Source organism: Pedobacter sp. CAN_A7 (genome assembly GCF_015752175.1).
Lineage (GTDB): Bacteria > Bacteroidota > Bacteroidia > Sphingobacteriales > Sphingobacteriaceae > Pedobacter.
In genome coordinates, this window is record NZ_JADOUW010000002.1 from 528,093 (window position 1) to 554,208 (window position 26,116).

The window sequence follows — 26,116 nt, forward strand, 5'->3', positions numbered from 1 at the left end:
GCAGACCAAATAGGCTGCGGTTTTTTGTATAATATGGAAACGATATTCGTTAAACAAAGAATACGTGAACAATGGTAAAGATGATGCCTGCTAAAGCAGCCGATACAGGAATGGTTAATACCCATGCCCAAAGTAAACTTACCGTAACACCCCAACGTACTGCAGATACCCTTTTTAATAAACCAACCCCAACAATGGAACCGGTAATGGTATGTGTTGTAGAAACCGGAATACCAAAGTGCTCTGTAATACCCAGGGTTACCGCACCTGCAGTTTCTGCAGCTACCCCTTCAAAGGCGTTCACTTTCGTAATTTTAGAACCCATGGTTTTAACAATCTTCCAGCCACCACTCATGGTGCCCAGGGCAATAGCCGCATAACAGGAAATTGGGATCCACTCCGGCATGGCATCGCCGTTGTTTAACACATTTCCTGCAACCAGGGAAACATAAATAATACCCATTACTTTTTGTGCATCGTTACCACCATGAGTAAAACTCAAAGCTGCAGATGATACCAGTTGCAATCTTTTGAACCACTTTTCTGCCACGGAAGGCCGCGCATTTTTGGAGATATGCAAGATGATGATGGAAATGACGACCGAAATGATCATACCTATAACAGGTGCAAGCACAATAAAAGCGACGACCTTAAAAATAGGGGCAAAATCAATTGCCAATAGCGCATTGTCACCCATAGAAAGGGCTTTCGACATGCCCGCACCAGCGAAACCGCCAATTAAGGTATGTGATGAACTGGATGGAATACCAAACCACCAGGTAAATAAATTCCAGATGATGGCGGCCAGCAGGCCTGACAAAATCACCTCCAGGGTGATGTAGTTTTCGACCACCGTTTTTGCGATGGTATTGGCTACTTTGTGATCTGTAAAATAAAAATAAGCGGCAAAGTTGAAAACTGCAGCCCAAAGTACCGCTTGAAAAGGGGTAAGTACTTTAGTGGAAACAACTGTTGCAATAGAATTTGCTGCATCATGGAAGCCATTGATATAATCGAATGCAATAGCCAGAATAATTACAACGACCAATAAGGTAGTTATCATTTGTTTGAAGTTTAAGCGTTCTTAACCAAGATAGATTCCAACACGTTCGCTGCATCTTCACATTTATCTGTTGCAAGCTCTAAGGTTTGCAAAACTTCTTTTTGTTTGATCAACTCAATGGCATTGGTCTCAAATTCAAACAAACGTGCAATAGCCAAATTGCAGATGTAATCTGCCTGGTTTTCGCCACTGTTAATCCTTACACAGGCATCAGCAATGACACGGATGTTTTTGAAACTTCTCAGCTCTTTAATAGCTTTCTCTAAATCGGTACACATTTCAACCAGCAATTCTGCCAGTTTAATCATGCTATCGCCAATTTTAACAATGTTATATAATTCTATGTTCGTTGCAGATGCGTGAATATAATCAGCAATATCATCAACGGCACTCGCTAAGGAGTGGATATCTTCGCGGTCGAAGGGAGTAATAAAGTTTTTGCTTAACTCCAGGAAGATCGAATGGGTAATTTCGTCGCCTACATGTTCCAGGCGCTCTATTTCTTTAATGTGTTCTTTTCTTTTTTCCAGATCTGACGTGTTTAACGCAATCAATAACGCTTCTGAAATCTTAACTGCGTTATTGGCAGCTTGCTCAAATAGGGGCTGGAATTTTTTGTCTTTAGGTGTAAAGAACTTAAAAATATTGTTCATCTGTATGTTTTTGTCTCTTTAATGAGTTTACCTATCAGGGCTTTCTTACCGGTAAACACAAAAAATATTTTACAAAAGTAGGATTGCAATGTTAAGTTAATGTTAAGTATTCGTGTATCTGAAATTATTGTTAATTTAACTTGCCTTAGCTAGCGTAAAAGCAAAGGTGGTCCCGATTTGTTGTGTGCTTCTCACCGAAATGATCTGCTGGTGTGCTTCCAGAATATGTTTAACAATGGCTAAACCCAATCCGGTTCCGCCAATTTCTCTGGAACGGTGCGAATCAATGCGATAAAATCGCTCAAACAACCTGGGTAGGTATTTTTCGTCAATACCAATCCCATCATCAGTCACTTCAATCAGGTACTGGTCGTGCAATTCAAAAATTTTAACGGCAGTAGAACCATTATCCTTCCCATATTTTAATGAGTTTTGGATCAGGTTAACCAATACCTGCCTTATTTTTTCTCTATCTGCACTCACCATGGCCGGATGGGTGTATTTTTCTTTAAAAAAGAGTTTTACATTTTTGATTTTGGCTTTATCTTCCATTGATTCCATCACTTCTTTAGCCAACAGCACAAAATCAAATTTTTCATAGTTAATAGGTATCTCGCCGGTTTCTAATTTTGAAATAGAATCCAGGTCGGTAACCAGGAAACTCAAACGGTCTACATTTTTTTGTGCTTTTTTTAGAAATTTCTCTGCACGTTCGGGATCATCATACATGCAATCTTCCAGCGCTTCAATATAACCTTGTATGGCAAATAGCGGGGTTTTAAATTCATGAGAAACGTTAGATAAAAATTCCCTTCTAAACTGTTCCTGGTTTTTTAATACGTCTATTTCTAGTTTCTTAGCGCCTGCCCATTCTTTTACTTCCTGCTCTACGTCGTTAATAGGGTCGTTGCTAACGTATTCTCCAAGGGCATCTTTTAAATCCTTACCTAGTTTAAGGTTGTGGATTAACTTGTAAATCAGTTTGACTTTGGAGTAGATGTATTTTTCTAAAAGGTAGTAGAATACAATAAAGCTGGTGACGAAAGAAATTCCAAAAGAGATCATCATGTAATACCAACTGTTTTGAAAATGGTAATTGACCAACCCAATGGATAGCGCTACAGCTAGCGCTGTAATGGTTACTAAAACACTTAACTTCATACTAGCAATTTACAAGATTATTTGATACTGGCCTAAGTAAAGCAAATTAATTAGCTAAGAGAATAATTGTGAAGTGGTTAATTGTGTAATGTTGTATACTTTTATGTAAATTTAGGCATGAATTCTTTCCTGACGCTCGTTAAAAAACCTCTGCAAAAAACGCTTGCAAAGGTTAATAATCCCATTCAACATGCACAAATTACGGTATTCTATTATGTGTTCTTGATGAACGTTGTTAAAGTTGGGGTATTAATTCCGAGTTATCTTGCTGAACAGGCTTACCAGCAATTAGGTTTTAGTGTCATTGGTTTAGCATTCATCTTATTTATCATCAGCTTTTTACTGAAAAAACCCGAATACCTGAATGAACTTATTCATCTGGTATTAATATTAAAGATCGCCATGCTTATTGGAGGCACTATTTTTTATGGTGGTAACCTGACCTTATTAACTATACAGGATATTTTCATGGTATGTATGTGGAGCTTTTATGCATTAAAAGATAAGTGGGGCTTTCATTATGCCTGGATCGCCACCATTCCCTTATTTTACCCGATTATCGTGCAAGGGGCGGTTTATATGCCGCTTGGGATGTCAGAATTCTCTTCCATCCCCTTCATCATTGTCCTCCTTATCAACTTTTTTATCATCTTTTTTGCGCATTATTTTTACAGTAACTTTTTATATGATACCATTGAAAGTAAGGAAAAACTATATGTAGCACTAGAGGATGCGAACAAAAAGCAAACCTTGTTTTTTTCTAATATGTCGCATGAATTAAGGACCCCCTTGAATGTGGTTATTGGTATGGCCAACCTGTTAATTGATGGGAACAAGAATAAAGAACAGAAAGAAAACCTGGATATCCTTAAATTCTCGGCGGAGAACTTGTTATCACTGATCAATGATATATTGGATTTAAATAAATTGGGTACAGGACATGTAAAGTTGGAAGCCATCCCTTTTCAATTGAAAGAACTATTGGATAACGCTTGTGCGGGTTTAAGAATAAAAGCGATGGAAAAGGACTTGTACTGCAGGTTGGTGCTGTCGCCAGATTTAGCGGGTGTTAATGTATTGGGAGATCCTACGCGCCTGCTGCAAATTGTATTTAACCTGGTAGGAAATGGCATTAAGTTTACTAAAAAAGGTGGTGTTGAAATTAACGTGCGCAAAGGAGTTGCAGAGGAGGGTAAGGTATTATTGCACTTTAGTATTAAAGATACGGGCATAGGAATGAGCGCCACTCAACAGCAACATGTGTTTGATCCTTTTACCCAGGCAGACGGGGATACTACCAGAAAGTTTGGTGGTACAGGTTTAGGACTTTCCATTGTTAAACAGTTGCTAGGCATGCACCAGAGTGAGGTGGTGCTGATGAGTGAGCTGAACGCCGGTGCAACCTTTGCTTTTGACCTTGAATATCCTTTAGCTGGAGAGGCAATACAACCGGTTATGGGGCCACGTTCAGAAAAGCCGGATATCAATGTCTCGGATTTAAAGATCCTGCTGGCAGAAGATAACATGATGAACATTTTGTTCATGAAAAAATTATTAGTGCGTTGGGGCATCACGCTTGATGTGGCTGCAAATGGATTTGAAGTGCTGGAGATGATGGAGCGTAATGATTACGACCTGATTTTGATGGACATCCAGATGCCAGAAATGAATGGTTATGAAACCACGATGAAAATCCGGGAGCTGCCCGACTTGCAAAAGGCTGGTATTTACATTATAGCTTTAACGGCCTCCGTAGCTGACGATGTATATGCCAAAGTAGTGGAAGCGGGGATGAATGATGCGCTAAGTAAACCCTTTAAGCCAGAACAACTATACGAAAAGCTGCAGCATGTGCAAGCGGTAGAAGCTTAATGTTTTTCGGTCAGGTATTTCCAATAGCGTTTCGGAACATGCTGTACGTGAAGTTTAGTATTTTTTCTGGCCACAATATTCGTGCTCTTAAAATAGGTACGCCAGAGCTCACCATACATCGCTTCAGGTTCTGATAGCAGGTTGTCGGCTGGTTTTTTTAACCGGTGCCTGTCCTCCGGAGGGATGTGGATTTCCGTCACATCCTGTAGGTCGTAATGTAATCCGTAATTCCTTTTTAAATCATAAATAATCCATTGCTGGTCGGCATAGCGTGCTTTAAAGTGTCCCATGATCAATGGTAAGACATTAAAATCCGGGTCGATCCCACAATAGTAATAACCGTCTGCGGTTTGCTGAAAGCGAATAAAGGCTTCCATGCGGTGTTTCTCCCGTTCTACTTTTTTAGCGAGTTGGGTTACCGCCAATACATGGGCGTTGCCATAGTTATTTTCGGCGCCGGGAGGGTTTTGGAATATGGTACAACTAAATTCAAACAGGTGTGTGAGCGCCTCTGGTTGTTCAGATAGGTAACAACAGTAAAAACGCCTTAACCAACCCTTACCTAATTTCTTTTGCAAGGCTTTCCATACACGGTCGGCTTTTTTAGCATCATTTTCCACTTGAAAGGAAATGTTAAAGGCATCTGGCTGGTACAGCTTTTCTGTGGTGAGCGTAATTTGACCAGGCTTACGCTCAAACCATTCAAAAACGGCACAAAGTAAACCTTCCAGACTACCATCAAATACATAAATCATCTTAAAATAAGATCAGTTGTTGTGTGTCGTTTTTCAGATATTTGCTGCTGCTTTCGGCTAAAATAAAAGATTTAATCTGTGTGCTTTGAAAGTCTTTAAGTTGATAAGGCGTATCGGCGCATTTGATAAAGTGTTTTGCACGGTTATAGGCGATGCCAATCTTCTGTAGCTGGTCGATACGCAGTTTGCCAAATTTACGGGCCTGCACAATTTTCTTGGCAGATCCAACCCCGATACCGGGTACACGGAGAATCGTTTTGTAATTGGCTACATTAATGTCTACGGGGAAGTGTTGCAGGTTGCGCAAGGCCCAGCTTAGTTTAGGATCGATGTCAATATCTAAATGGGGGTTTGCGTCATTCAGGAGCTCATTGACATTAAAGCCGTAAAAGCGCATAAGCCAGTCGGTTTGGTAAAGTCTGTTTTCGCGGATCAATGGGGGTTGGGTGCCTAACAGCGGTAAACGATTATCATTGCTAATGGGCACATACCCGGAATAGTAAACCCTGCGCAGCGAGAAGTTTTTGTAAAAGGCCGCTGCCGTATGCATAATGTCTTTGTCGGTTTCCGGTGTAGCACCAATTACCATTTGTGTACTTTGCCCCGCAGGCACAAAAAGAGGGACACTTTTAATCAGCTTTTTCTCGTCCTTGAACTGCACAATCTGGTTTTGTACAAAACCCAGGGGTTTAATCACGTCGTCATGGCTTTTCTCTGGCGCAAGCAATTTTAAGCCAATTTCTGTAGGCATTTCCAGGTTAATGCTCATCCGGTCAACATAGAGGCCAGCCTCCCTGATCAAATCTTCACTTGCACCTGGTATCGTTTTTAAGTGGATATAACCATTGTAACGTTCTTCGAGGCGCAGTTTTTTAACCACGCGCAGCAGGCGCTCCATGGTAAAGTCGGCATTTTTAAAAATGCCAGAACTCAGGAACAAGCCTTCAATATAATTGCGACGGTAAAAGTTCATGGTCAATTGCACCACTTCGTCAACAGTAAATGCTGCCCTTTCTATATCGTTGCTTTTGCGCGATACACAGTAGGCACAATCGAAAATACAATGGTTGGTGAGTAGGATTTTGAGTAACGATACACAGCGACCGTCTTCTGTATAGGTATGGCAAATGCCAGAATTATGACCATTTCCCACGCCACCGTTATCATTTTTTCTTTTACTGCCACTGGATGAGCAGGAGACGTCGTATTTAGCGGCGTCTGCAAGAATGGTTAACTTTTCCCTTACCCGTTCAGACATAATTGTTAAATTTACTAACAAAGGTAGTAATTTAACTAATTAAATTAGTAGTATTTATACGGGATCTTATTTAATGCCTTCCCATTCTGCATAAAATTGCGACAGGTAGGTTTCCATAAATTGGTGTCTTTCTATAGCCATTTGTTTGCCTGCAGAGGTTTTCATCAGGTCCTTAAGCAGGAGTAATTTTTCGTAGAAATGATTGATGGTTGGGGCCACCGTATTTTTGTAAGCTTCTTTACTTTGGTTAACCACCGGTTTGATTTCCGGGTCATACAATACACGGTTTTTAAAACCGCCATAGGTAAACGCCCTAGCAATACCGATGGCGCCAATGGCATCCAGACGGTCTGCATCCTGTACAATGTCCAATTCCTTAGAAGAAAAAGTAATTTCGCCCAGGCTGGCTTTGAAGCTTAGGTTTTTAATAATTTGCTGTACATGTTCAATAACAGCAGTATCAAGATCAAGACGCTGAAGAAATTCGCCTGCGATGCGCGGGCCAATTTCTTCGTCGCCTCCATTGAATTTGCTATCAGCAATATCATGTAATAGGGCAGCCAATGACACCACCAGCGAGTCGCCTTGTTCTATTGAATTGATGTGTTTCGCTGTTTTGAAAACACGTTCAATGTGAAACCAGTCGTGACCGGCTTCGGCGCCTTCCAAAGTTTCTTTGACGAATGCAATGGTTTTACTGATGATGGCCTGCTCCATAAATTAATCTTGTGGGGTTTTAGCTAAAGGTCTTTCGCCTTCCGGACGGCGAGTACCATCGTATAATTCATATTCCATCATACGGCAATCCAATTTACCGTTATAGAATTCAATTTTACGGGAAGCTTTCAGGCCTATTTTTTTGGCTAATTCAGGATTACCGGTAAAAATATATCCTGTATAACCTTTACAACTTTGTTTTAAGAAATCGCCAATACGTTTGTAGGTTAATTCTAACTTAGAGTGTTCACCTAAACGTTCACCGTATTCAGGGTTAAAAACCACTACGCCACGGCCACCTTCAGGTACCGGGGTATCAGCAAAGTCGCATACTTCAAAAGTAATTAAAGTGTCTACGCCTGCAGTTTTAGCATTACGTCTGCTCACTTCTACCGCATCTTCAGAAATATCAGTGGCGATAATGGTTAAGTCTACATTTTTTATGACCTGTTCTTTTAAAATTCGGCGTTCAGCGAAAAATGCTTCTTCATCGTAACCTAAAATATGCATAAAGCCATAGTTCATGCGGTATAAACCGGGGCGGCGGTTAGTAGCTAATAAGGCAGCTTCAATAGCCAGGGTTCCTGATCCACACATCGGGTTAACAAATGGCGATTTCTGGTCCCAGGTGGTACTCATAATCGTACTGGTGGCAAGAGCTTCCAGCATGGGTGCTTTTCCAGGAATTTTACGGTAACCATGTTTGGCTAATGTTTCGCCAGAAGTATCAATGAAGATGTCCGCTTCACTGTCTTTCCAGTATAAATGGACAACTGTTTTGTTGTTGTCGGAACCCGAATTTGGGCGGATATCTTTCTTTGCCCTGAAACGGTCAACAATAGCATCCTTTACTTTTAGATTGGAAAATAAAGGCGTAGTGATGGTAGGGTTATCAACGTTGGAAGTTACCGAAAAGTAACCCGCAAAGTCAATCAGCTCTTCCCATTCCAGATCGACCACCTCGCGGTATAATTCTTCTGGATTATTAGCTTTAAAGCTGCTGATGCAGTATAAAATCTGACTGGCGCAACGCAGGTTCAGGTTAAGTTTTATACACTCTGTTAAGGTAATATTTAACTCTACACCTGTTGGGAAATCCCTAACAATGGTATAGCCCAATGATTTAACTTCCTCTACCAGGTAAGGCGAAAGTCTTTTGTTACAGGTTATGATAACCTTACTCTTTGTGTGGAAAACTTGCATCATATATTGTGCGAAGTTATCAATAAAAATATAGAGATTTGAACTTGAAAGTAGAATATAAGAGTATTTGTTATGGAATTAAAAGGAAAAGTGCATGAAATCGGTGCATTACAGCAGGTGAGTGAGACTTTTAAAAAACGCGATCTAATTATAGAGTACGCTGAAAACCCTACTTATCCAGAATATATCAGGTTTGAAGCTTTGCAAGATAAAACTGGCTTATTTGATAGTTTGAAGGTTGGTGATCAGGTAGAAGTTGCTTTTAACTTACGTGGTCGTCCATGGACGGATAAAACCGGTAAGGTTTCTTATTTTAATAGTTTAGTAGTATGGCGTATCAATGCATTAAATAATGCAGCTGGCGCAACACCAGAATATGCTCCGCCTGTAGACTTAAACAGTGCACCTGGCGATGAAGATGATTTGCCATTCTAAGACCTTTTTTTAAGGAAGCAATTTTAAAATTAGTGCCGGGCGTAGCTCCCGGCACTTTTTTTTGCGCAATAATTTTTACAGCGGCTTTCTTTTTCCGCCTGCGGAACATACCTATTTGCTGAAGTAAAAGCAATCATAAACGCTCGTTTGTCTAATAGTCACTAGGCCGTCTCTAGGGGGTTGCTTCGCCCTCTCGTCGCCCTCTCTTCGCCCATGGTTCGCCTACAGCCGAAGCAACCCCCTAAAGACGGCGAGACAACGGCAACTCGCTGATATGGCTATTGATGGCTACTTTCTATATGTACTTTAGAATATCCTGGAGGATCTTTTCGTTAAAAAGTGTTAAATAAAGGCTTTTCTAATTAGGCTTCATTAATTTTGAATACATTCTATGGAAGAAAACCGCCTTAAGCTTAAGGAAGTTTCTACGCCGTTAATAAACAAATTTTCATTAATGAAAAAGACTAGCTTTTGGTTAATTACGGCTTTAATGACAATTGCACTTGTAGGTGTGGTGGTCATGCAGCTGTATTATATCCGCCAGGCTTATCATTTAAATTCCCAGCTTTTTGAGCAAAATGTTAATCAGGCCCTAAACGCTGTGGTCAACAAAGTGCAACGCAGAAATGCTGCCAGTCACATTACCCGCAAAGATTTCGAACGCCGCCTAAACCTGCAAAAGGAACGCCGGGATAAGGAAGACGCCATCCTTCAACTAGCCGAACGTTATAAAGAAGGAGAAAGAAAACGTAAAATTGCACAACAGAAGATTATCATAGATGACCTGAATTTTCAGGACAGCATGATCAGGGTTAATTTCCGTAATCCGGAGATTATTTCTGAAGAAACCTATGTGGCACTGGGAAATCAATCGACCACACCGCTTGACGTTGATGTCAACGTACGGCTGGATGCCGATATGCACCTGGTAGATGGCAACGTCAGAAAAACCTTCAGGCTGGAGTCTAAAAAAACCTTTAGTTTAAAACCTGAACAACTGCCCGACAGCATCAGGTACCTTGCTTATAGCTACCTGGATGGTCAGCCGCTTAAAGTGTCATTGGCTACATTAGATGGTGTTTTGAAAGATAAATTCAAGCGGGAAGATGCTTTAGCGGCCAGGCGCTACCAACAAGAGCTCAAACAATTGAAAACAGACACCCTAAGCGTGTTTGATGCGGATAATTTTAACCTGGTTGAAGAAGCGGCCAAGGAGATGCAGCAGGAGAATGTGCCCATCACCCAAAGGGTAAATAAAAACGTGCTGGATACCTTAATCAAGCGTGAGTTGCTCAATAAAAACATTTCACTTGATTATAATTTCTGGGTAAAACTGGCTAACCAGGATTCCCTCTTGTTTGAGAAAGTTACTTTAGCAGATGTGGAAACTTCTGAAGAGAATACCTACCAGACCACCTTGTTTAGTAACGATATTAAAAGAGATCCAGGAATGCTCTATGTGCATTTTCCTGATAAAAATGCGTCGATTTTCAGCAACATGGGCGCAACACTCGCTTCCTCGGGCGGATTAGTGATCGTGCTGATTTTTATCTTTTCATACACCCTGTATGCCATTTTAAGGCAGAAGAAGATATCGGAGATGAAAACAGATTTCATCAATAACATGACCCACGAGTTTAAAACTCCGGTAGCAACCATTATGATTGCCAGTGAGGCCCTAAAAGACCCTGAACTCACCGAAGACCGGAGCCGGGTTAAAAAACTGGCGGGGATTATTTATGATGAAAATATGCGCCTGGGCAACCATATTGAGCGTGTGTTGAGTATTGCCCGGTTAGATAAAAAAGAATTACACCTGGAGTGGGAAGAGGTGGATGTAAACGAACTGATTGTTGTGGTGGCAGACAGCATGAGTTTGCAATTGCAAAAACGAGCCGCAACCCTCACTTTAAACCTGGATGCAGAAAATGCCCTGGTATTGGGCGATGAGTTACACCTCTCCAATATCATTTATAACCTGATTGATAATGCCAATAAATACAGTGCTGATGCACCGGACATTACTATAATTACCCGCAATTTAAATAAATCGCTGGTTATTGAAATTGCCGATCAGGGTATCGGGATCGATAAAGACCAGACTAAACGTATCTTTGATCAGTTCTATCGGGTACCAACGGGTAATTTGCATGATGTAAAAGGTTTTGGACTAGGTTTGAACTATGTTCAGGACATTGTAGCACAAATGAAAGGCACCATTAAAGTGCGCAGTGAAAAAGATAAAGGGACTGTATTTGAAATTACCTTACCGTTGAAATAAGATGAAAAGAATTCTATTGGTTGAAGATGATCCTAACCTGGGTACATTATTACAAGACTACCTGCAATTAAAAGGGAAATTTGAAGTGGTTTTATGCGTTGATGGCGAAGAAGGCATTCGTGCATTTAATAAACAAACATTTGACCTTTGCATCCTGGATGTGATGATGCCAAAAAAGGATGGTTTCACCCTGGGAAAGGAAATCAGGAAAATCAACGAACAAGTGCCGATTATTTTTGCCACAGCGAAATCAATGATGGAAGACAAAGCTTCTGCTTATGATTTAGGGGGCGACGATTATATTACCAAACCCTTCAGAATTGAAGAATTGCTGCTCCGCATCAATGCCTTGCTTAAACGTGTTTCGGCCAGCAAAGAACAGGAAGAAAAAGAAGTGATACCGACACAATTCCAGATCGGCGATTATACGTTCGATTTTACCACCCAACTCATCTGGTTTAATGGGCAGCAACAGAAGTTATCGACAAAGGAAGCTGAGTTGTTGCAATTGTTGTGTTTGAAAAAGAATTCTGTACTCACCAGGGAAGAAGCCTTAGTGCGAATCTGGCATGATGATAATTATTTTAACGGGCGTAGTATGGATGTGTTTTTAAGCAAGTTGCGTAAATACCTGCGTGAGGACCCAAAAGTGGAAATCATCAATGTGCATGGTAAGGGATATAAACTATTAGTCAACTAATCTACTATTTGTTTACATTTAGCGCAAAACAAACCTCTGCCTTATGCGCATATTGTCATTAGATTCGATTTTCCAAAGCACCAAATCTACGGTCATCAGGTTTCCTTTAGCGGTGGCAGCAGTTTTACTGGCCATGGTGGCCTGTTTCTACACCATACACCTTGATGGGCAAACGCCCTTGTCAGATCATTACTGGAAGTTAGCCTTCATTTCTAATATCGCATTTGTAGCTTTACTGTCGGCCGACCTATACGCCGAGTCAAACCAATGGAAGCCCAATAAACAATGGGCATTAAGAATGTTGGTGCTGGTCTTTTGCGTGGCTATTTATTTTTCCCTGCAACCGCGGTTATTTGCCGCTGATTGGTTCAGGATTGTGTTTTTTATAGTAGCTTTTCACCTGTCTGTTTCCTATAGTGCTTTTCTCCACGAGGGCAACCTGAACGGATTTTGGGAATTTAATAAAATCTTGCTCCTACGTATTCTGACAGCTGCTTTTTATGCAGCGGTATTATTTGGTGGGCTTTCTGTTGCCTTGCTGGCCATCGACCAGTTGTTTAATGTGGAAGTTAAAACAGAGGTTTATCTGTACATGCTTACGGTGATTGGAATCGGCTTTACCACCTTCTTTTTCATGGGGGGCTTGCCTGCAAATTTTAAAGCGCTAAATGCTGCGGAGCCTGCTTATCCAAAAGGCTTAAAAATATTTACGCAATACGTGCTGACTCCGTTAATGGTGGTTTACCTGGGCATTTTATTGATTTATGAAGTGACCATTTTAATGGCATGGGAGCTGCCAAAAGGCACCGTGTCTATGCTGATTTTAAGTTACGCTGTGGCAGGCCTGCTTGCCGTACTCTTAATTTACCCCGTTAAAGAACACGAAGAAAACCGCTGGTTCAGGCATTTTTCTAAGTTTATCTTTATCATGATGATCCCGCTGCTGGTCTTGTTGATGCTGGCCATCTGGGAGCGGATCAGGAATTACGGAATTACAGAGCCCCGTTACATTTTGATTGTACTGGCGATTTGGCTCGCCATCATTACCGCATACTTTTTAAGCAGTTCGAAACAGAATATACGCATCATCCCCATAAGCCTGAGTGTTTTAGCGTTCCTGGCTACATTTGGCCCACAAAGTGCTGCTTCCGTTTCCAGGTATTCGCAAATCCAGCGGTTTGAACATTTTAATGCTGCTAAAGACAATAAGGGTATGCTCGAGAAAAGGCGTATTATTCACTACCTGGTTACTCATCATGGAATAAGTTCTTTACAGCCCTTTGCTCAGGTAGACCTGTCGGCAATTGAAAAGTCTTTACACCGCAAGTCAGTTAGTCCTGAATCCCGCTATGCGATGGAGGCAAAACTAGTAGATACCGCCTACCATATTTTCAAGGTAGATAACCCATTGCTGGAAAGAACGGCTAAACCCAGCTTCCTGGCCTTTGGCACAGATAAAAATTCACCACTTTCTGTAAAAGGATTTGATTACCTGATCCCGATTAATGATACCCAGCTTATAGCGCTCCAGGTTAACGGTAAACAGGTGTCTATCACTCAACAGCAAAAAGGCAAGGTGGTGGTCACCATCGGCCATCAGGCTCCCCTGACGATCGATATTAGTGGAATTGTTAAAAAAACGGATGCAGCTTACCAGCAGGGTAAACTACAAGTGAAACCTGGTAGAGAATATTATATGGTGCAGGAAGAGGACATGAGAAAAAACCTGAATACCGACCAGTATACACTGGAACTGGTGCTAACAGACCTGTTTTTTAATAATCCTTCCAAGCGTAAGGATGACTTTAGCTATCGGGGTTATTTAATGATTAAGATAAAATAAAAGTGGCAACCGCCAGTTCAATTAAGTTGTTTAGCTTTGCAATATGTCTGAGACTAACCCCGCAGAACTGGCTGCAAAATTCATCAATTATACTTCGCGACATATTTTCCTGACCGGTAAAGCAGGCACAGGGAAGACTACCTTTCTGCGGAATTTAATAGCCTTAACGCACAAAAAAGCGGTTATTGTGGCGCCTACAGGTATTGCTGCCATTAATGCGGCAGGGGTTACCATCCATTCCTTATTTCAGCTGCCTTTTGGTACTTATTTACCTAAACAACCGGCATCGGGCGACAGCCATTTCAACCAGCAATACAATACCCCAAAATCTATTGTCAGGCATCTGCAAATGAACATGACCAAACGCAGGATCTTTATAGACCTGGAGTTGCTGATTATTGATGAGGTTAGTATGTTGCGGGCTGATCTTTTGGATGCGATTGACATGGTACTGCGTTACGTACGTAAAAACAATAGTAATTTTGGTGGTGTGCAGGTGCTTTTTATTGGCGATTTACACCAGCTTCCTCCGGTGGTGCGTAACAATGAATGGGGCTTGCTAAGTGAGTTTTACCAAAGTGCTTACTTCTTCGATGCGCATGCACTGCAACATAATCCTCCGGTATACATTGAGCTGGAAAAAGTATACCGCCAGTCTGACGATGTATTTATCAGCCTGCTGAATAACCTGAGGAATAACACCGTTACAGAGCAGGATGTTGCCTTGTTAAAAACGTATTACCGGGAAGACTTTAAACCCGGTTCAAAAGATAAATACATTACGCTAACTACCCATAACCAACGTGCTGATGCGATGAACAAACAAAGTTTATCGGCTTTAAAGGCCCCGTCGCGTTTTTATACTGCACAGGTAGATGATGAGTTCAGTGAGTCAGCTTACCCTGCCGAACACAGCCTGGAGCTGAAGATTGGTGCCCAGGTAATGTTTATCAAAAACGATCCCACGCCCGAAAAGCGTTACTTTAATGGTAAAATTGCTACGGTGGTCAAGTTATCTGCGGAGGAGATTGAGGTGGAAACGGAAGGCTTGAAAGAAAGAATTGTTTTAGAGAAATACACCTGGAAAAACATCAGGTATACCACCGACCAGGTGACCCATGAAATTAAGGAAGAAGTAATTGGTAAATTTATCCAGTACCCCATTAAACTGGCCTGGGCCATTACCGTACATAAAAGTCAGGGTTTAACCTTTGATAAAGCCATTATTGATATAGGGAATGCATTTGCGCCTGGACAAATTTATGTGGCCTTGTCGCGACTGCGTTCTTTGGACGGGCTGATCCTGACCTCTCAAATTTCTGGTAGCGGAATTATGCAGGATCCTAATGTTTCTATGTTCTCCAGAAATAAGGTAGCCAGTGAAATCCTGACGGAGCAGATTAAATCGGAAAGTGACGTCTTTTTAAAAAATTACCTGCTGAAGTGTTTCGACCTGACCAACCTGGATAACTATGTTTATGAACATGTGCATTCCTATACTAAAGATTTAAATAAATCGGCAAAGCAGAAACACCATAAATGGGCACAGGCTTTATTGAAATCGCTTAGTGAACAAAAGGCAAATGCCAATAAGTTTCTAACTCAAATTCAACGCTTGTGTGTAGATAAATCTGAGGCAGGTTTTCAAACACTCCTGGAACGCACCGTGGCAGCAGAGCGCTATTTTAATCCGCTATTGAAGGCCATGTCAAAAAATATCTTTGACCGGATGGAGCTGGTGAAGCAGGAAAAGCAAATTACGGCATTCCTGACTGAACTGATGGAAATGGAGTCCTTGTTTTATGAACAATATAAAAACATCCGTAAAGCAACGGCTTTATTAAAAGCAACCATGGAAGGGAAAGAGTTTACGCGTAACGACGTAATGGCTTTACTAGATGAGGCACAGCGAGAGCTGGACATGAAGAAGGTAATTGGTTTATCGAACACACTGGATTTTACCGCTAAAAAGAAGGCCCCTGCACGCATTAAAAAAGCGACAGACAAAGCGCCGAAAGAAGATACCAAGACGCTGACCCTGGCGCTATTGAACCAGGGGATGACCCCACAGGAGATTGCTATGGAAAGGAAGATGGTGATTGGCACGATTGAAGGGCACTTGGCGCATTATATTGCACTTCAGGAGATACCAGCGCATAAAGCCATAAGTAAAGGCAAGCTAAATGCCATTCTGAAAGCCATTAAAGAATTAAAAACCTTACAGATGAATGCCATCCGTACCCATTTGGGCCGAGACTATACTTTTGGTGAAATAAAGATAGGCGTTGCTGCACACATCGCCGAAGGCGATTAAAGGGAGATTTCTCCTTTGAACACCTGTATGGCAGGTCCGCACAGAAAGATATCACGAAATTTCTCGCCATCATAGCTGAAATTAATGCGGAGGTCGCCACCCAGCACCTTTATTGCTGTGCTTTGGGTCCCGATCTGGTTTTTGTATTTTGCCATGGATAAGGCAACAGCGGTAACCCCCGTGCCACAGGCAAAGGTTTCTTCCTCCACACCACGCTCGTAAGTGCGTACAAACAGGTGGTCGCCCTGGTCTTCAATAAAATTGACATTAATACCATTCGTTTTATAGGTATCATTATAGCGAATGGCTTTACCCTGGTCATAAACATTAAGGTGTTCCAGGTTGCTAATCTGTTTAACATAATGAGGTGAACCCGTGTTTAACACAAAAGCGTCTTCATCGTTTTCAATATGATCTACATCAATCATCTGGAGATCAACCTGGGTGCCATCGGCTGAAATTCTGGCGAAATGTACGCCGTCAACTGCCAAAAATTCAGTTTGTTGAGTGATGATGTTTAAATGTTTAGCAAAAGCAACAATACAGCGGCCTCCATTGCCACACATGCTTCCTGGTCGGCCATCGGCGTTATAATACAACATCTCAAAGTCGTAGTCCGGGTGAGCTTTCAATTGCATTAATCCATCGGCCCCAATGCCAAAACGCCTGTCACATAACTTTTTAATCACTTCTTCGCTGAGCTGGTCGAGGTTTTCATGACGGCTGTCTAGCAGTATAAAGTCGTTACCAGCACCTTGATATTTGAAGAATTGGAGGGGCAATACGTGGTTTTCAGGGCTATTTAACATTTTTTAACTAAATAATGAGTTTGAGAAGATGCAAATATCGGTGATGTGGTATTAAATTTGAATTATTCGCAATAATTAATTGTAAAACATTTAAACAAAACCTTTTGTCAACATTTATGTCTTAGCATAAGTGCTGTTGAAGGATAAATAAATATATGCAAATGAAAAGAGTAGGATTAATAGTTTTGGCTGCCTTTGTGGGTGGTGCATCTTCAATTGGCGCCTATAAGTTTTTAGAGCGTAACGATAACGATATGACAATTGCGGAAACGCAAAAAGTGCTGTTTGCCAATAATCCGGCAAAAATATCTTCAGCAGGTTCTATCGACTTTGTTCAGGCTGCTTCGGCGGTGTCTCCTGCTGTGGTACACATACGGACAGTCTTTGCCGGTACTGGAAGCAGGTCATCTGGAAGCCCAATGGATATGATGGAAGAGTTTTTTGGTGGCGGTGGAAGAAGAAGTGCGCCAAGAGCAGCATCAGGTTCTGGTGTAATTTTAACCCCTGATGGATATATTGTGACCAACAACCATGTGGTAGAAAATGCAGAAAAGGTAGAAGTGGTGTTATCAGACAGGCGTAAAGTAATTGCCAAAGTGGTGGGAAATGACCCAAACACGGATCTTGCCTTGCTAAAAGTGGAGGAAACCAATTTACCGGTGGTAAAAATGGGTAATTCAGATAATGTTCAGATTGGCGAATGGGTGTTAGCCGTTGGTTTCCCATTAGATTTGCAAACCACTGTTACGGCAGGTATCATTAGTGCTAAAGCCAGATCAATTGGAATTTTAGCCAGACAACAACAACAGCCTACACAGGAAGAATACGAAGAATACCAGAGAACAGGGAAATATCCTACAAAGACCAATAACGCAATTGAATCATATATTCAAACAGATGCGGCGATTAACCCTGGAAACAGTGGTGGTGCCTTGGTTAATGCAAATGGAGAGTTGATCGGTATCAATGCGGCCATTGCCTCAAGAACAGGTACCAATGAAGGTTATGGTTTTGCCATTCCGATTAATTTGGCAAAGAAAATCCTGGAAGACTTCAAAAAATATGGTGAGGTAAAACGTGGTTATATTGGGGTAACGTTTGTTCCGCTTGATGCTGATTATGCAGAGCAAATGAAGGTGAAAGACATTAATGGATTATATGTAAATGAAGTATTGCCAAATAGTGGTGGTGCAGCAGCTGGAATTCAAAAAGGTGATATTATTAAAAAAGTGGAAGGTGTAGAGATTTTTGATTCCCCTGATTTGCAGGAAAGAATTGGCCGTTTGAGTCCTGGCGACAAGGTTAATTTGGCTGTATTGAGAGATGGGTCACTTAAGAACCTTACTGTTACCCTAAAAGGCGATGAAAGTGTAAAAGCCGACAAGCCAGCAGTTGCAGCCAAATCAACTGGTGCATCGATCAGTAAACTAGGGGCAACCTTTGCGCCGGCACCAGAAGCGCTTAAAGCTAAATATGGTGTAAAAAGTGGTGTAGTAGTTACTGGTGTTGAATCAGGTAAAATATTCGATTCATTGGATGTGCCTAAAGGCATGTTAATTACGACCGTAAACGGTAAAGCGGTGAATAGTGTGAAAGATATAGAGGCTGCGTTGCCGACTTCTAAAAACGGCATGACGACCATCTCAGGCGTAAGTGGTAATGGAAACTTTACGTTTACTTTTTAAAAATCCGAATAATTAATTGGAAAACGGGCGGCCTTCATTGGTCGCCCGTTTTTTTTATCATGCTTTTGTCATGTAGAATGTTTCTAAATAACTATTAGCTCCTTTGATTTAGCTAATTATTTTATTAATTGGATACTTTTGCAGTAACAGAATATATAAAAAACAATCAAATGGCTAGTTTCGGAAACGCTTTTTCCTCTTCTATTGGAAAAAAATTAATTATGGGCATTACCGGCCTGTTTTTAGTTTTATTTTTAATAGTGCATTGCTTTCTCAATGCGCTGATCTTTTTTAATGACGGCGGTCTTACTTTTAATCAAGGTGCAGACTTTATGGCGCACAACTGGCTAATCAGGGCTGGTGAAATTGTATTGTTTGTAGGCTTGCTTGCACACATTTTTCAAGGTGCCCGTTTAACCTTTCAAAACCAGGCTTCCCGCCCGGTAAAATATGCAGTTCATGATGGCAAGTCTAACAGTAAATGGTATTCCCGTTCTATGGGGTTATTAGGTACTTTATTGCTCATCTTCCTTATTGTGCATTTGTCTAACTTCTGGTTTGTATCCAGGTTCACAGGTATCCCTAGCCATGACGCTAACGGTTTTGAAGACCTTTTCGCCGTAATGAAAGTAACCTTCAGCAATGTTTGGTTGGTTATTTTGTATGTATTAGCGATGGTTTCACTTTGTTACCACTTGTTACACGGTTTTGCATCTGCATTCCAAACCCTGGGATGGAATCACCCAAAATACAACGGACTGATTAGTGGTTTCGGTGTATGGTATTCCATTATCATTTCTGTACTGTTCGCGGCCATGCCGATTGCCATGTACACAGGGTTAATTAAATAATAATTGAACGTATAAGCTTAAAATAACATGGCAGAATTAAATGCTCATATACCAGAAGGTGATTTAACCGAAAAATGGACTAAGTTACGTTCTTCTATGCCGTTGGTCAATCCATCAAATAAAAGAAGCATAGAAATCATTGTTGTAGGTTCAGGTTTGGCAGGTGCTTCGGCAGCCGCTACACTTGCAGAAATGGGATACAAAGTAAAATGCTTTTGTTTCCAGGATTCTCCACGACGTGCACACTCTATTGCAGCACAAGGTGGTATCAATGCAGCAAAAAACTATCAAAATGACGGTGACAGTACCTACCGTTTATTTTACGACACGATAAAAGGTGGCGATTACCGTGCCCGCGAAGCTAACGTACACCGTTTAGCAGAAGTGAGTGTAAATATTATTGACCAGGCAGTGGCACAAGGTGTGCCTTTGGCCAGAGAATACGGTGGTCTGTTAGATAACCGTTCATTTGGTGGAACCCAGGTTCAAAGAACTTTTTATGCTGCCGGTCAAACGGGTCAGCAATTGCTTTTAGGTGCTTATAGTGCCCTTGAGCGCCAAATTGGAATGGGTAAAGTAGAAATGTTTACCCGCCATGAAATGTTAGAAGTGGTTAAAATTGACGGTAAAGCACGTGGTATTATTGCACGTAACTTAATTACCGGCGAGTTGGAACGCCATTTCGGTCATGCGGTATTGATTTGCAGTGGTGGTTACGGTAACGTATTCTACTTATCAACCAATGCCATGGGTAGTAACGCTACCGCAGCCTGGAAAGCACACAAACAAGGCGCTTACTTTGGTAACCCTTGCTTTACGCAAATCCACCCTACTTGTATCCCGGTTTCCGGAGATCACCAAAGTAAACTTACGCTGATGTCAGAGTCCTTAAGGAACGACGGAAGAATTTGGGTTCCAAAGAAAAAAGACGATACCCGTAAGCCTACAGATATTCCTGAAGACGAAAGAGATTATTACCTGGAGCGTCGTTACCCTGCTTTTGGTAACCTTGTTCCACGTGATGTTGCTTCACGTGCAGCGAAAGAACGTTGTGATGCTGGTTACGGAGTAGGTAAGTCTAAACTAGCTGTTTACCTTGACTTCGCTGCCAATACAGAGCGTTATGGCCGTATTGAAGCTACAAAGCATAATAATTTTAACCCTGATCATGAAACTTGCATGAAATTGGGTAAAGAAGTGATTAAAGAGAAATACGGTAACTTGTTTGACATGTACAAACAAATTACCGGAGAAGATCCTTATGAGTTTCCGATGCGTATATATCCAGCGGTTCACTATACCATGGGTGGCCTTTGGGTTGATTATAACCTGATGACAACTGTACCTGGTTTATATGCTTTAGGTGAGGCTAACTTCTCTGACCATGGTGCTAACCGTTTAGGTGCTTCGGCCTTAATGCAAGGATTGGCAGATGGTTACTTTGTGATCCCTGCTACCATTGGTGCTTACCTGTCAAAAGATTTAGCTACAAAAGCCATTTCTACTGACCATCCGGCCTTTGTTGAAGCGGAAAACAATGTGAAGTCAATTATTGATAAGTTCTTCGCCATTAAAGGCACCAAGTCTGTTGATTATTTCCACAAGAAGTTAGGGAAAATCATGTGGGATAAATGTGGTATGGCCCGTAATGCTCAAGATTTGCAACAAGGTATATTGGAAATTCAGCAACTACGCAAGGATTTCTGGTCTGACGTTCGTGTTCCGGGAGAAGCAAATGAGTTTAACCCAGAATTGGAGAAAGCAGGCCGTGTGGCAGATTTCATTGAATTGGGTGAATTAATGTGCATGGATGCCCTGAATAGAAATGAATCTTGTGGTGGTCACTTCCGTGAAGAATACCAAACACCAGAAGGGGAAGCCTTAAGGGACGATGAGAATTACGCTTATGTTTCGGCCTGGGAATATTCAGGTGATGTTCAATTCACTTTGCATAAAGAAGAATTGAAATTCGAAAACATTAAGATTGCACAAAGAAGTTATAAATAGTAAAATCTCAAAATCATGAGTACAGGAAATATGAATTTAACGCTAAAAATTTGGCGTCAAAAAAATAACAAAGCCAAAGGTAATTTGGTGGATTATAAAATAGCTGATATTTCTCCTGATATGTCATTCTTGGAGATGTTTGATGTATTAAATGAGGATTTAATTAATAAAGGAGAAGAGCCGGTTGTATTTGATCACGATTGTCGCGAAGGTATTTGCGGTGCTTGTTCGATGTTCATTAACGGAAGACCTCACGGTCCGAAAGAAGGAATTACTACTTGTCAGTTACATATGCGTTCTTTCGATGATGGAGATACCATTGTTGTAGAACCATGGAGAGCGGCTGCATTTCCGGTCATCAAAGATTTAACTGTAGATCGTACTGCATTTGATAGAATTGTAGCCTCAGGAGGCTTTATTTCGGTAAACACAGGAAATGCACAAGATGCAAACAATCTTCCAATTCCAAAGAGTCAGGCAGATGCGGCTTTCGAAGCAGCAGCTTGTATTGGTTGTGGAGCTTGTGTGGCTACTTGTAAAAATGCTTCGGCGATGTTGTTTACTTCGGCTAAGATTGCGCAGTTGGCGCAATTACCTCAGGGACAGCCAGAACGTTACCGTCGTGCACAAAGTATGGTGGCGCAAATGGATGCTGAAGGTTTTGGTAACTGTACCAATACTGGCGCCTGTGAAGTGGAATGTCCTAAAGGAATCTCCCTGCAAAATATTGCATTAATGAACAGAGATTTTTATTCCGCAAAATTTGTTTCTAAGGAAGAAGTTTAATAAATTTATATCTCGAGACAAGGATATAAGCGAAACCCCGACCAATATGGCTGGGGTTTCGTCTTTTAAAGCTATTTTTTGCCTTCTTTTTTAGTTATTTTAATTTCTGCTGTTTTATCTCTTTCCTTTGTTTCATTATCTGTTTTTGTACCACTATTCGCCTTAGTGGTAATAAGAATAACACCTCCTTTAGCTTCTGCTCCATACTGAGTTACTGCATTTTCATCTTTAAGAACGGTTACCGATGCGATATTTTTTGAATCCAGTGATTTGATTTTCTCATCGTCCAACTTAATACCATCGACAATATAGAGCGGTTTTATGGCGTTAGCGGGCCCCTTAGCCCCTAAGTTTGCCACCTTAATGGACACGCTGTCCGTATTTTTTTTACTCAAAGCGAAACTAATAGGAATGTTGTATTTAACCCTAACCGGTTTTCCAGCAATTTTACCTGGAATCCAGCGTGGACTAGCCTCTAATACCCTGACGGCTTCTTCATCAGTGCCGGCGCCTAGTTTACGATCCACATTAATGTTTGTTAGCTCGCCATTTTTTTCCACAATAAATGATAGAAACACTTTTCCCTGCACATTTTTCGCCACAGCTTCTTTGGGGTACTTTACTGATTTACTTAAATATTCGTAGAACTTATCCATACCACCCTGAAAAGTTGGTTGCTGATCTATGCTAGTAAAAGCAAAGACCGTATCTTGAGAAAATCTTATTCCGCTGCTGTAGGAATGTGCTGCAGCTATGTTTTGGGCCAGCCCTAAAGGCTGCTCCAAAGGGATACTTTCCGTTAATTCTTTAACTTGCTCATTGTTCCTTAAAGTAGCAGAAGAAAACAATAAGGTAAGGCCAAATACCGGCAGGTACAAGCCGTATTTTAGCAATGCTTTTTTAGGTGATTTTTCTTGGTTTAACATTTTGATTCGGTTTTTAAGAAGTGATTGATTGAAAAAACTATTGGTAAGGCTGCTTACTGGTACCCCAAAGGATTTACTAAGCAGGAGTAAGGCATATTTTTGCTTGTCGCCGATATACTGCGCTGCTTCTTCGTCGGCAAGGTATTCGTGGATACTTTTTAAGCTATTTTTATATAAGTAGATGATGGGATTGAACCAGCAAATGATGCTTAGTATTTCTATTAACACCACGTCCAGGCTATGCCATTGGCGGGTGTGTACTTGCTCATGCTGTTCAATGGTTTTCAGTTCGGGAAGCGTTGGGTCAATTATCTTTCGCTTAAAAAACGAAAATGCTTTACCATCATACCTGTTTATCAGGTGGTTGTCTGCCTTTAAAAATCGATTGATCTTCCATAATTGGTATAACAAACGGCTGGTAAAAAATAACAAACCCAGAAAATATAACATGGCCAATAAATTGCCTGTAGAAAAGGCATCGGGGCGTTCAGCTGCAACAGCAACCTCTGTGACCAGGTCATTCAACGCATTCATTCCATTAACCAGGTTATTGCTTTGATCAGTATATAACCAGTCTACCCTTAAATAGGGGATCAGCAGGGCCAATAAGGCCGCCGTAAGCAAGTAAATACGGTTAAGTTTGAAATAGGTTTCCTTGGCTAATAAAAGCTTGTAAAAGGCGTAAAATACCACCAGGTAAATATTGGCCTGTAAAAGATAATGTGCCCAGCTCATCTTGGTCGGTTTTTCATGTCCTTAATCATTTTCAGAATCTCGTCAACATCACTCAGGTCAAGCTTTTCTTCCTTAACAAAAAAAGAAAACATGCTTTCCACAGAGTTTTCGAAATAATTATCCAATAATTTGGATGTTGCATACCGCCGGTAATCTTCACGACTGATTAAGGGGTAATATTGATGCGCTTTTCCAAAAGCTTCATGTGCTACAAAACCTTTTGTTTCCAGAATACGTATAATTGTCGACACCGTATTGTATGCAGGTTTTGGTATCGGCAAGTGATCCATCACATCTTTTACAAATCCCTTTTCGATCTGCCAGATGATTTGCATCAACTGTTCCTCCGCTTTTGTTAAGTCCTTGATCTCCATGTTTTATTGTGTTTTTAGTTTGCTTATCTAAAGCTATAACTAATTATTTAGTTTTACAACTATTCTATAACTAATTTTTTAGTAGGAGCGATTTTTATCAATAAAGCGTATCTTCCTTCAACCAAACCTATCTCTACTATGAAATACACCGCTACTGCTATACTCTTGTTTTTTTTTCTTCCCACTTTTGCCCAACAAACCATTCATCGTGATCCTTTAATCACCGGGATGATGGAACAGATAGCTGTTGCAAACCTTGAAAATTCAGTGCGTAAGCTGGTTTCATTTGGCACCCGACATACGCTAAGCGATACCCTAAGTAAAACCACTGGTATTGGTGCCGCAAGGACATGGCTTAAGTCGGAATTTGAACGTTATAACAAAGAGAATGGCGGAAAGCTTCAGGTGACTTATGATAGCTTTGTGCAACCTGCCGACGGCCGGAGGGTGCCAGAGGCCACGGTACTTAAAAACGTGATGGCAGTATTGCCAGGAACAGATGCTGCAGACAAAAGGATGTTGTTGGTTTGTGGGCACTATGATTCACGCGTTACTGACGTGATGAACAATAAAAGCAATGCGCCGGGGGCCAACGATGATGCTTCTGGTGTGGCCGGTGTATTAGAATTAGCCAGGATAATGAGTAAACAGGCATTTGCTGCCACCATAGTTTTTGTAGCGATGGTGGGTGAGGAACAAGGACTTTATGGCGCCACCAATTTAGCTAAACGCGCAAAAGCAGAAGGCTGGGATGTTCATTTAGTATTAAACAACGACATGATCGGTAATACCTTTGGTATGGAAACCGACTTGAAGAATAATAACCAGGTTCGAATTTTCTCTGAAGGGGTGCCTGCCGGCGAAACCAAGGAGCAAACTGCCCAGCGTTTATCTACTGGAAGTGAAAACGAAGGACATGCGCGACAAGCAGCACGTTACATTAAAGAAATAGGGGAAAGATATGTAGACCAGCTGGAGGTTAAACTGATTTATAGAAGAGACCGCTTTTTGAGGGGTGGAGATCATACACCGTTTTCTGCTCAGGGTTTTACCGCAGTAAGGATTACCGAGATGAACGAAGATTTTAATCGCCAGCATCAGGATCTACGTACAGAGAATGGCTTTAAGTTTGGCGATTTGCCGGAATATGTAGATTTTCCTTATTTGCAGAAAATAACCCGATTAAACCTGGCAGTATTAGCTAACGTGGGACTTGCCCCGCAGCAACCGACAGCGGTGAAGCTGGTTACTTCTCAATTGACTAATAACACGACCATCAACTGGGCCGCACCTGTAGGGAAAGCACCAGCGGGCTATTATGTGTTATGGAGGGAGACCACAAGTCCGCATTGGGAGAAGAAGATTTTTGTGAAGGGAACATCCGCTACGCTGCCCTATTCAAAAGACAACTTCTTCTTTGGATTACAGGCCGTGGACGACAAAGGACATGAGAGTCTCGTGTCGTCACCTTACCTCAGGTAAGAAGCGCTTACCTTTGTCATCGACTGGCTGGTGTTCGCTTTTTTAGCAGCCATGTTCTCTTGCTCCTGGTCGCTGTTTATGCTGGTAGTGAAGGTTAATAACATCATTACAAAAACAGGTACTAATAATAGTATAAATGGCGAAACGTTGGTTAACTTTTTCATGATTGTTCGTTTTGATAGAACAAATAGAATCATAAAATATTT

Annotated in this window: 22 protein-coding genes; 11 read left to right on the plus strand and 11 right to left on the minus strand. The window is 41.3% G+C overall.

From position 1 onward, the window contains the following. Positions 1-49: 49 nt before the first annotated feature. From IWX76_RS08395 to IWX76_RS08405, 3 genes are all read right to left on the minus strand, one after another. Positions 50-1,063, minus strand: coding sequence for an inorganic phosphate transporter (locus IWX76_RS08395; protein ID WP_196859456.1), 1,014 nt, complete (start codon positions 1,061-1,063; stop codon positions 50-52). A gap of 11 nt (positions 1,064-1,074) precedes the next feature. After that, positions 1,075-1,716 carry a DUF47 domain-containing protein gene (locus IWX76_RS08400; RefSeq protein ID WP_196859457.1) on the minus strand — a complete coding sequence of 214 codons (642 nt, stop codon included), beginning with the start codon at positions 1,714-1,716 and terminating at the stop codon, positions 1,075-1,077. A gap of 135 nt (positions 1,717-1,851) precedes the next feature. After that, entirely contained in the window at positions 1,852-2,877 is a 1,026-nt protein-coding gene (locus IWX76_RS08405) for a sensor histidine kinase (RefSeq protein WP_196859458.1), read from the minus strand. Between the two features lie 117 nt (positions 2,878-2,994). Between IWX76_RS08405 and IWX76_RS08410 the strand changes: the two genes are divergently transcribed. Beyond that, complete coding sequence (locus tag IWX76_RS08410; protein ID WP_196859459.1) at positions 2,995-4,749, plus strand: response regulator; 1,755 nt, start codon at positions 2,995-2,997, stop codon at positions 4,747-4,749. Here IWX76_RS08410 and IWX76_RS08415 read toward each other — a convergent pair. From IWX76_RS08415 to IWX76_RS08430, 4 genes are all read right to left on the minus strand, one after another. Beyond that, positions 4,746-5,504: a TIGR03915 family putative DNA repair protein gene (locus tag IWX76_RS08415; RefSeq protein ID WP_196859460.1), complete on the minus strand. Its 759-nt coding sequence runs from the start codon at positions 5,502-5,504 to the stop codon at positions 4,746-4,748. The two genes, IWX76_RS08410 and IWX76_RS08415, sit on opposite strands and share 4 nt — an antisense overlap. 1 nt (position 5,505) lies before the next feature. Continuing rightward, positions 5,506-6,762 (minus strand): putative DNA modification/repair radical SAM protein, encoded by a 1,257-nt coding sequence (locus IWX76_RS08420; protein WP_196859461.1) that lies wholly within the window; start codon positions 6,760-6,762, stop codon positions 5,506-5,508. 66 nt (positions 6,763-6,828) lie between these two features. Next, complete coding sequence (locus tag IWX76_RS08425; RefSeq protein ID WP_196859462.1) at positions 6,829-7,479, minus strand: HD domain-containing protein; 651 nt, start codon at positions 7,477-7,479, stop codon at positions 6,829-6,831. Between the two features lie 3 nt (positions 7,480-7,482). Then, positions 7,483-8,682 (minus strand): THUMP domain-containing class I SAM-dependent RNA methyltransferase, encoded by a 1,200-nt coding sequence (locus IWX76_RS08430; RefSeq protein WP_196860037.1) that lies wholly within the window; start codon positions 8,680-8,682, stop codon positions 7,483-7,485. A gap of 72 nt (positions 8,683-8,754) precedes the next feature. On the opposite strand from IWX76_RS08430, the gene IWX76_RS08435 reads away from it, so the two are divergent. The 5 genes from IWX76_RS08435 to IWX76_RS08455 all read left to right on the plus strand — a co-directional run bounded on the left by IWX76_RS08435 (position 8,755) and on the right by IWX76_RS08455 (position 16,255). Then, on the plus strand, positions 8,755-9,117 hold the full coding sequence (locus IWX76_RS08435) for a DUF3127 domain-containing protein (RefSeq protein ID WP_196859463.1): 363 nt from the start codon (positions 8,755-8,757) through the stop codon (positions 9,115-9,117). Between the two features lie 454 nt (positions 9,118-9,571). Beyond that, complete coding sequence (locus tag IWX76_RS08440; RefSeq protein WP_196859464.1) at positions 9,572-11,398, plus strand: sensor histidine kinase; 1,827 nt, start codon at positions 9,572-9,574, stop codon at positions 11,396-11,398. 1 nt (position 11,399) lies between these two features. Beyond that, positions 11,400-12,098, plus strand: coding sequence for a response regulator transcription factor (locus IWX76_RS08445; protein ID WP_196859465.1), 699 nt, complete (start codon positions 11,400-11,402; stop codon positions 12,096-12,098). Between the two features lie 43 nt (positions 12,099-12,141). Next, complete coding sequence (locus IWX76_RS08450; protein WP_196859466.1) at positions 12,142-13,941, plus strand: DUF4153 domain-containing protein; 1,800 nt, start codon at positions 12,142-12,144, stop codon at positions 13,939-13,941. 43 nt (positions 13,942-13,984) lie between these two features. After that, positions 13,985-16,255 (plus strand): helix-turn-helix domain-containing protein, encoded by a 2,271-nt coding sequence (locus IWX76_RS08455; RefSeq protein WP_196859467.1) that lies wholly within the window; start codon positions 13,985-13,987, stop codon positions 16,253-16,255. Here IWX76_RS08455 and dapF read toward each other — a convergent pair. Next, positions 16,252-17,064: a diaminopimelate epimerase gene (gene dapF / locus IWX76_RS08460; protein ID WP_196859468.1), complete on the minus strand. Its 813-nt coding sequence runs from the start codon at positions 17,062-17,064 to the stop codon at positions 16,252-16,254. The two genes, IWX76_RS08455 and dapF, sit on opposite strands and share 4 nt — an antisense overlap. A gap of 161 nt (positions 17,065-17,225) precedes the next feature. Here dapF and IWX76_RS08465 point away from each other — a divergent pair, with 161 nt between their 5' ends. The 4 genes from IWX76_RS08465 to IWX76_RS08480 all read left to right on the plus strand — a co-directional run bounded on the left by IWX76_RS08465 (position 17,226) and on the right by IWX76_RS08480 (position 22,393). After that, complete coding sequence (locus tag IWX76_RS08465; RefSeq protein WP_196859469.1) at positions 17,226-18,749, plus strand: trypsin-like peptidase domain-containing protein; 1,524 nt, start codon at positions 17,226-17,228, stop codon at positions 18,747-18,749. A 170-nt stretch (positions 18,750-18,919) separates the two neighbouring features. Beyond that, positions 18,920-19,600, plus strand: coding sequence for a succinate dehydrogenase cytochrome b subunit (locus tag IWX76_RS08470; RefSeq protein WP_196859470.1), 681 nt, complete (start codon positions 18,920-18,922; stop codon positions 19,598-19,600). A gap of 27 nt (positions 19,601-19,627) precedes the next feature. After that, positions 19,628-21,607 (plus strand): fumarate reductase/succinate dehydrogenase flavoprotein subunit, encoded by a 1,980-nt coding sequence (locus IWX76_RS08475; RefSeq protein ID WP_196859471.1) that lies wholly within the window; start codon positions 19,628-19,630, stop codon positions 21,605-21,607. A 15-nt stretch (positions 21,608-21,622) separates the two neighbouring features. Then, positions 21,623-22,393, plus strand: a complete 771-nt coding sequence (locus IWX76_RS08480; protein WP_196859472.1) for a succinate dehydrogenase/fumarate reductase iron-sulfur subunit — start codon at positions 21,623-21,625, stop codon at positions 22,391-22,393. Between the two features lie 71 nt (positions 22,394-22,464). On the opposite strand, the gene IWX76_RS08485 is transcribed toward IWX76_RS08480, so the two are convergent. Together IWX76_RS08485 and IWX76_RS08490 are read right to left on the minus strand one after the other, a co-directional pair. Continuing rightward, positions 22,465-24,054, minus strand: a complete 1,590-nt coding sequence (locus IWX76_RS08485) for a M56 family metallopeptidase (protein ID WP_196859473.1) — start codon at positions 24,052-24,054, stop codon at positions 22,465-22,467. Further along, positions 24,051-24,428, minus strand: coding sequence for a BlaI/MecI/CopY family transcriptional regulator (locus tag IWX76_RS08490; RefSeq protein WP_196859474.1), 378 nt, complete (start codon positions 24,426-24,428; stop codon positions 24,051-24,053). Before IWX76_RS08490 ends, IWX76_RS08485 begins: the two co-directional genes overlap by 4 nt. Positions 24,429-24,566: 138 nt before the next feature. Here IWX76_RS08490 and IWX76_RS08495 point away from each other — a divergent pair, with 138 nt between their 5' ends. Next, positions 24,567-25,910 carry a M20/M25/M40 family metallo-hydrolase gene (locus IWX76_RS08495; RefSeq protein ID WP_196859475.1) on the plus strand — a complete coding sequence of 448 codons (1,344 nt, stop codon included), beginning with the start codon at positions 24,567-24,569 and terminating at the stop codon, positions 25,908-25,910. Here IWX76_RS08495 and IWX76_RS08500 read toward each other — a convergent pair. Then, on the minus strand, positions 25,898-26,074 hold the full coding sequence (locus tag IWX76_RS08500; protein WP_196859476.1) for a hypothetical protein: 177 nt from the start codon (positions 26,072-26,074) through the stop codon (positions 25,898-25,900). The genes IWX76_RS08495 and IWX76_RS08500 overlap by 13 nt on opposite strands. Between the last annotated feature and the right edge of the window lie 42 nt (positions 26,075-26,116).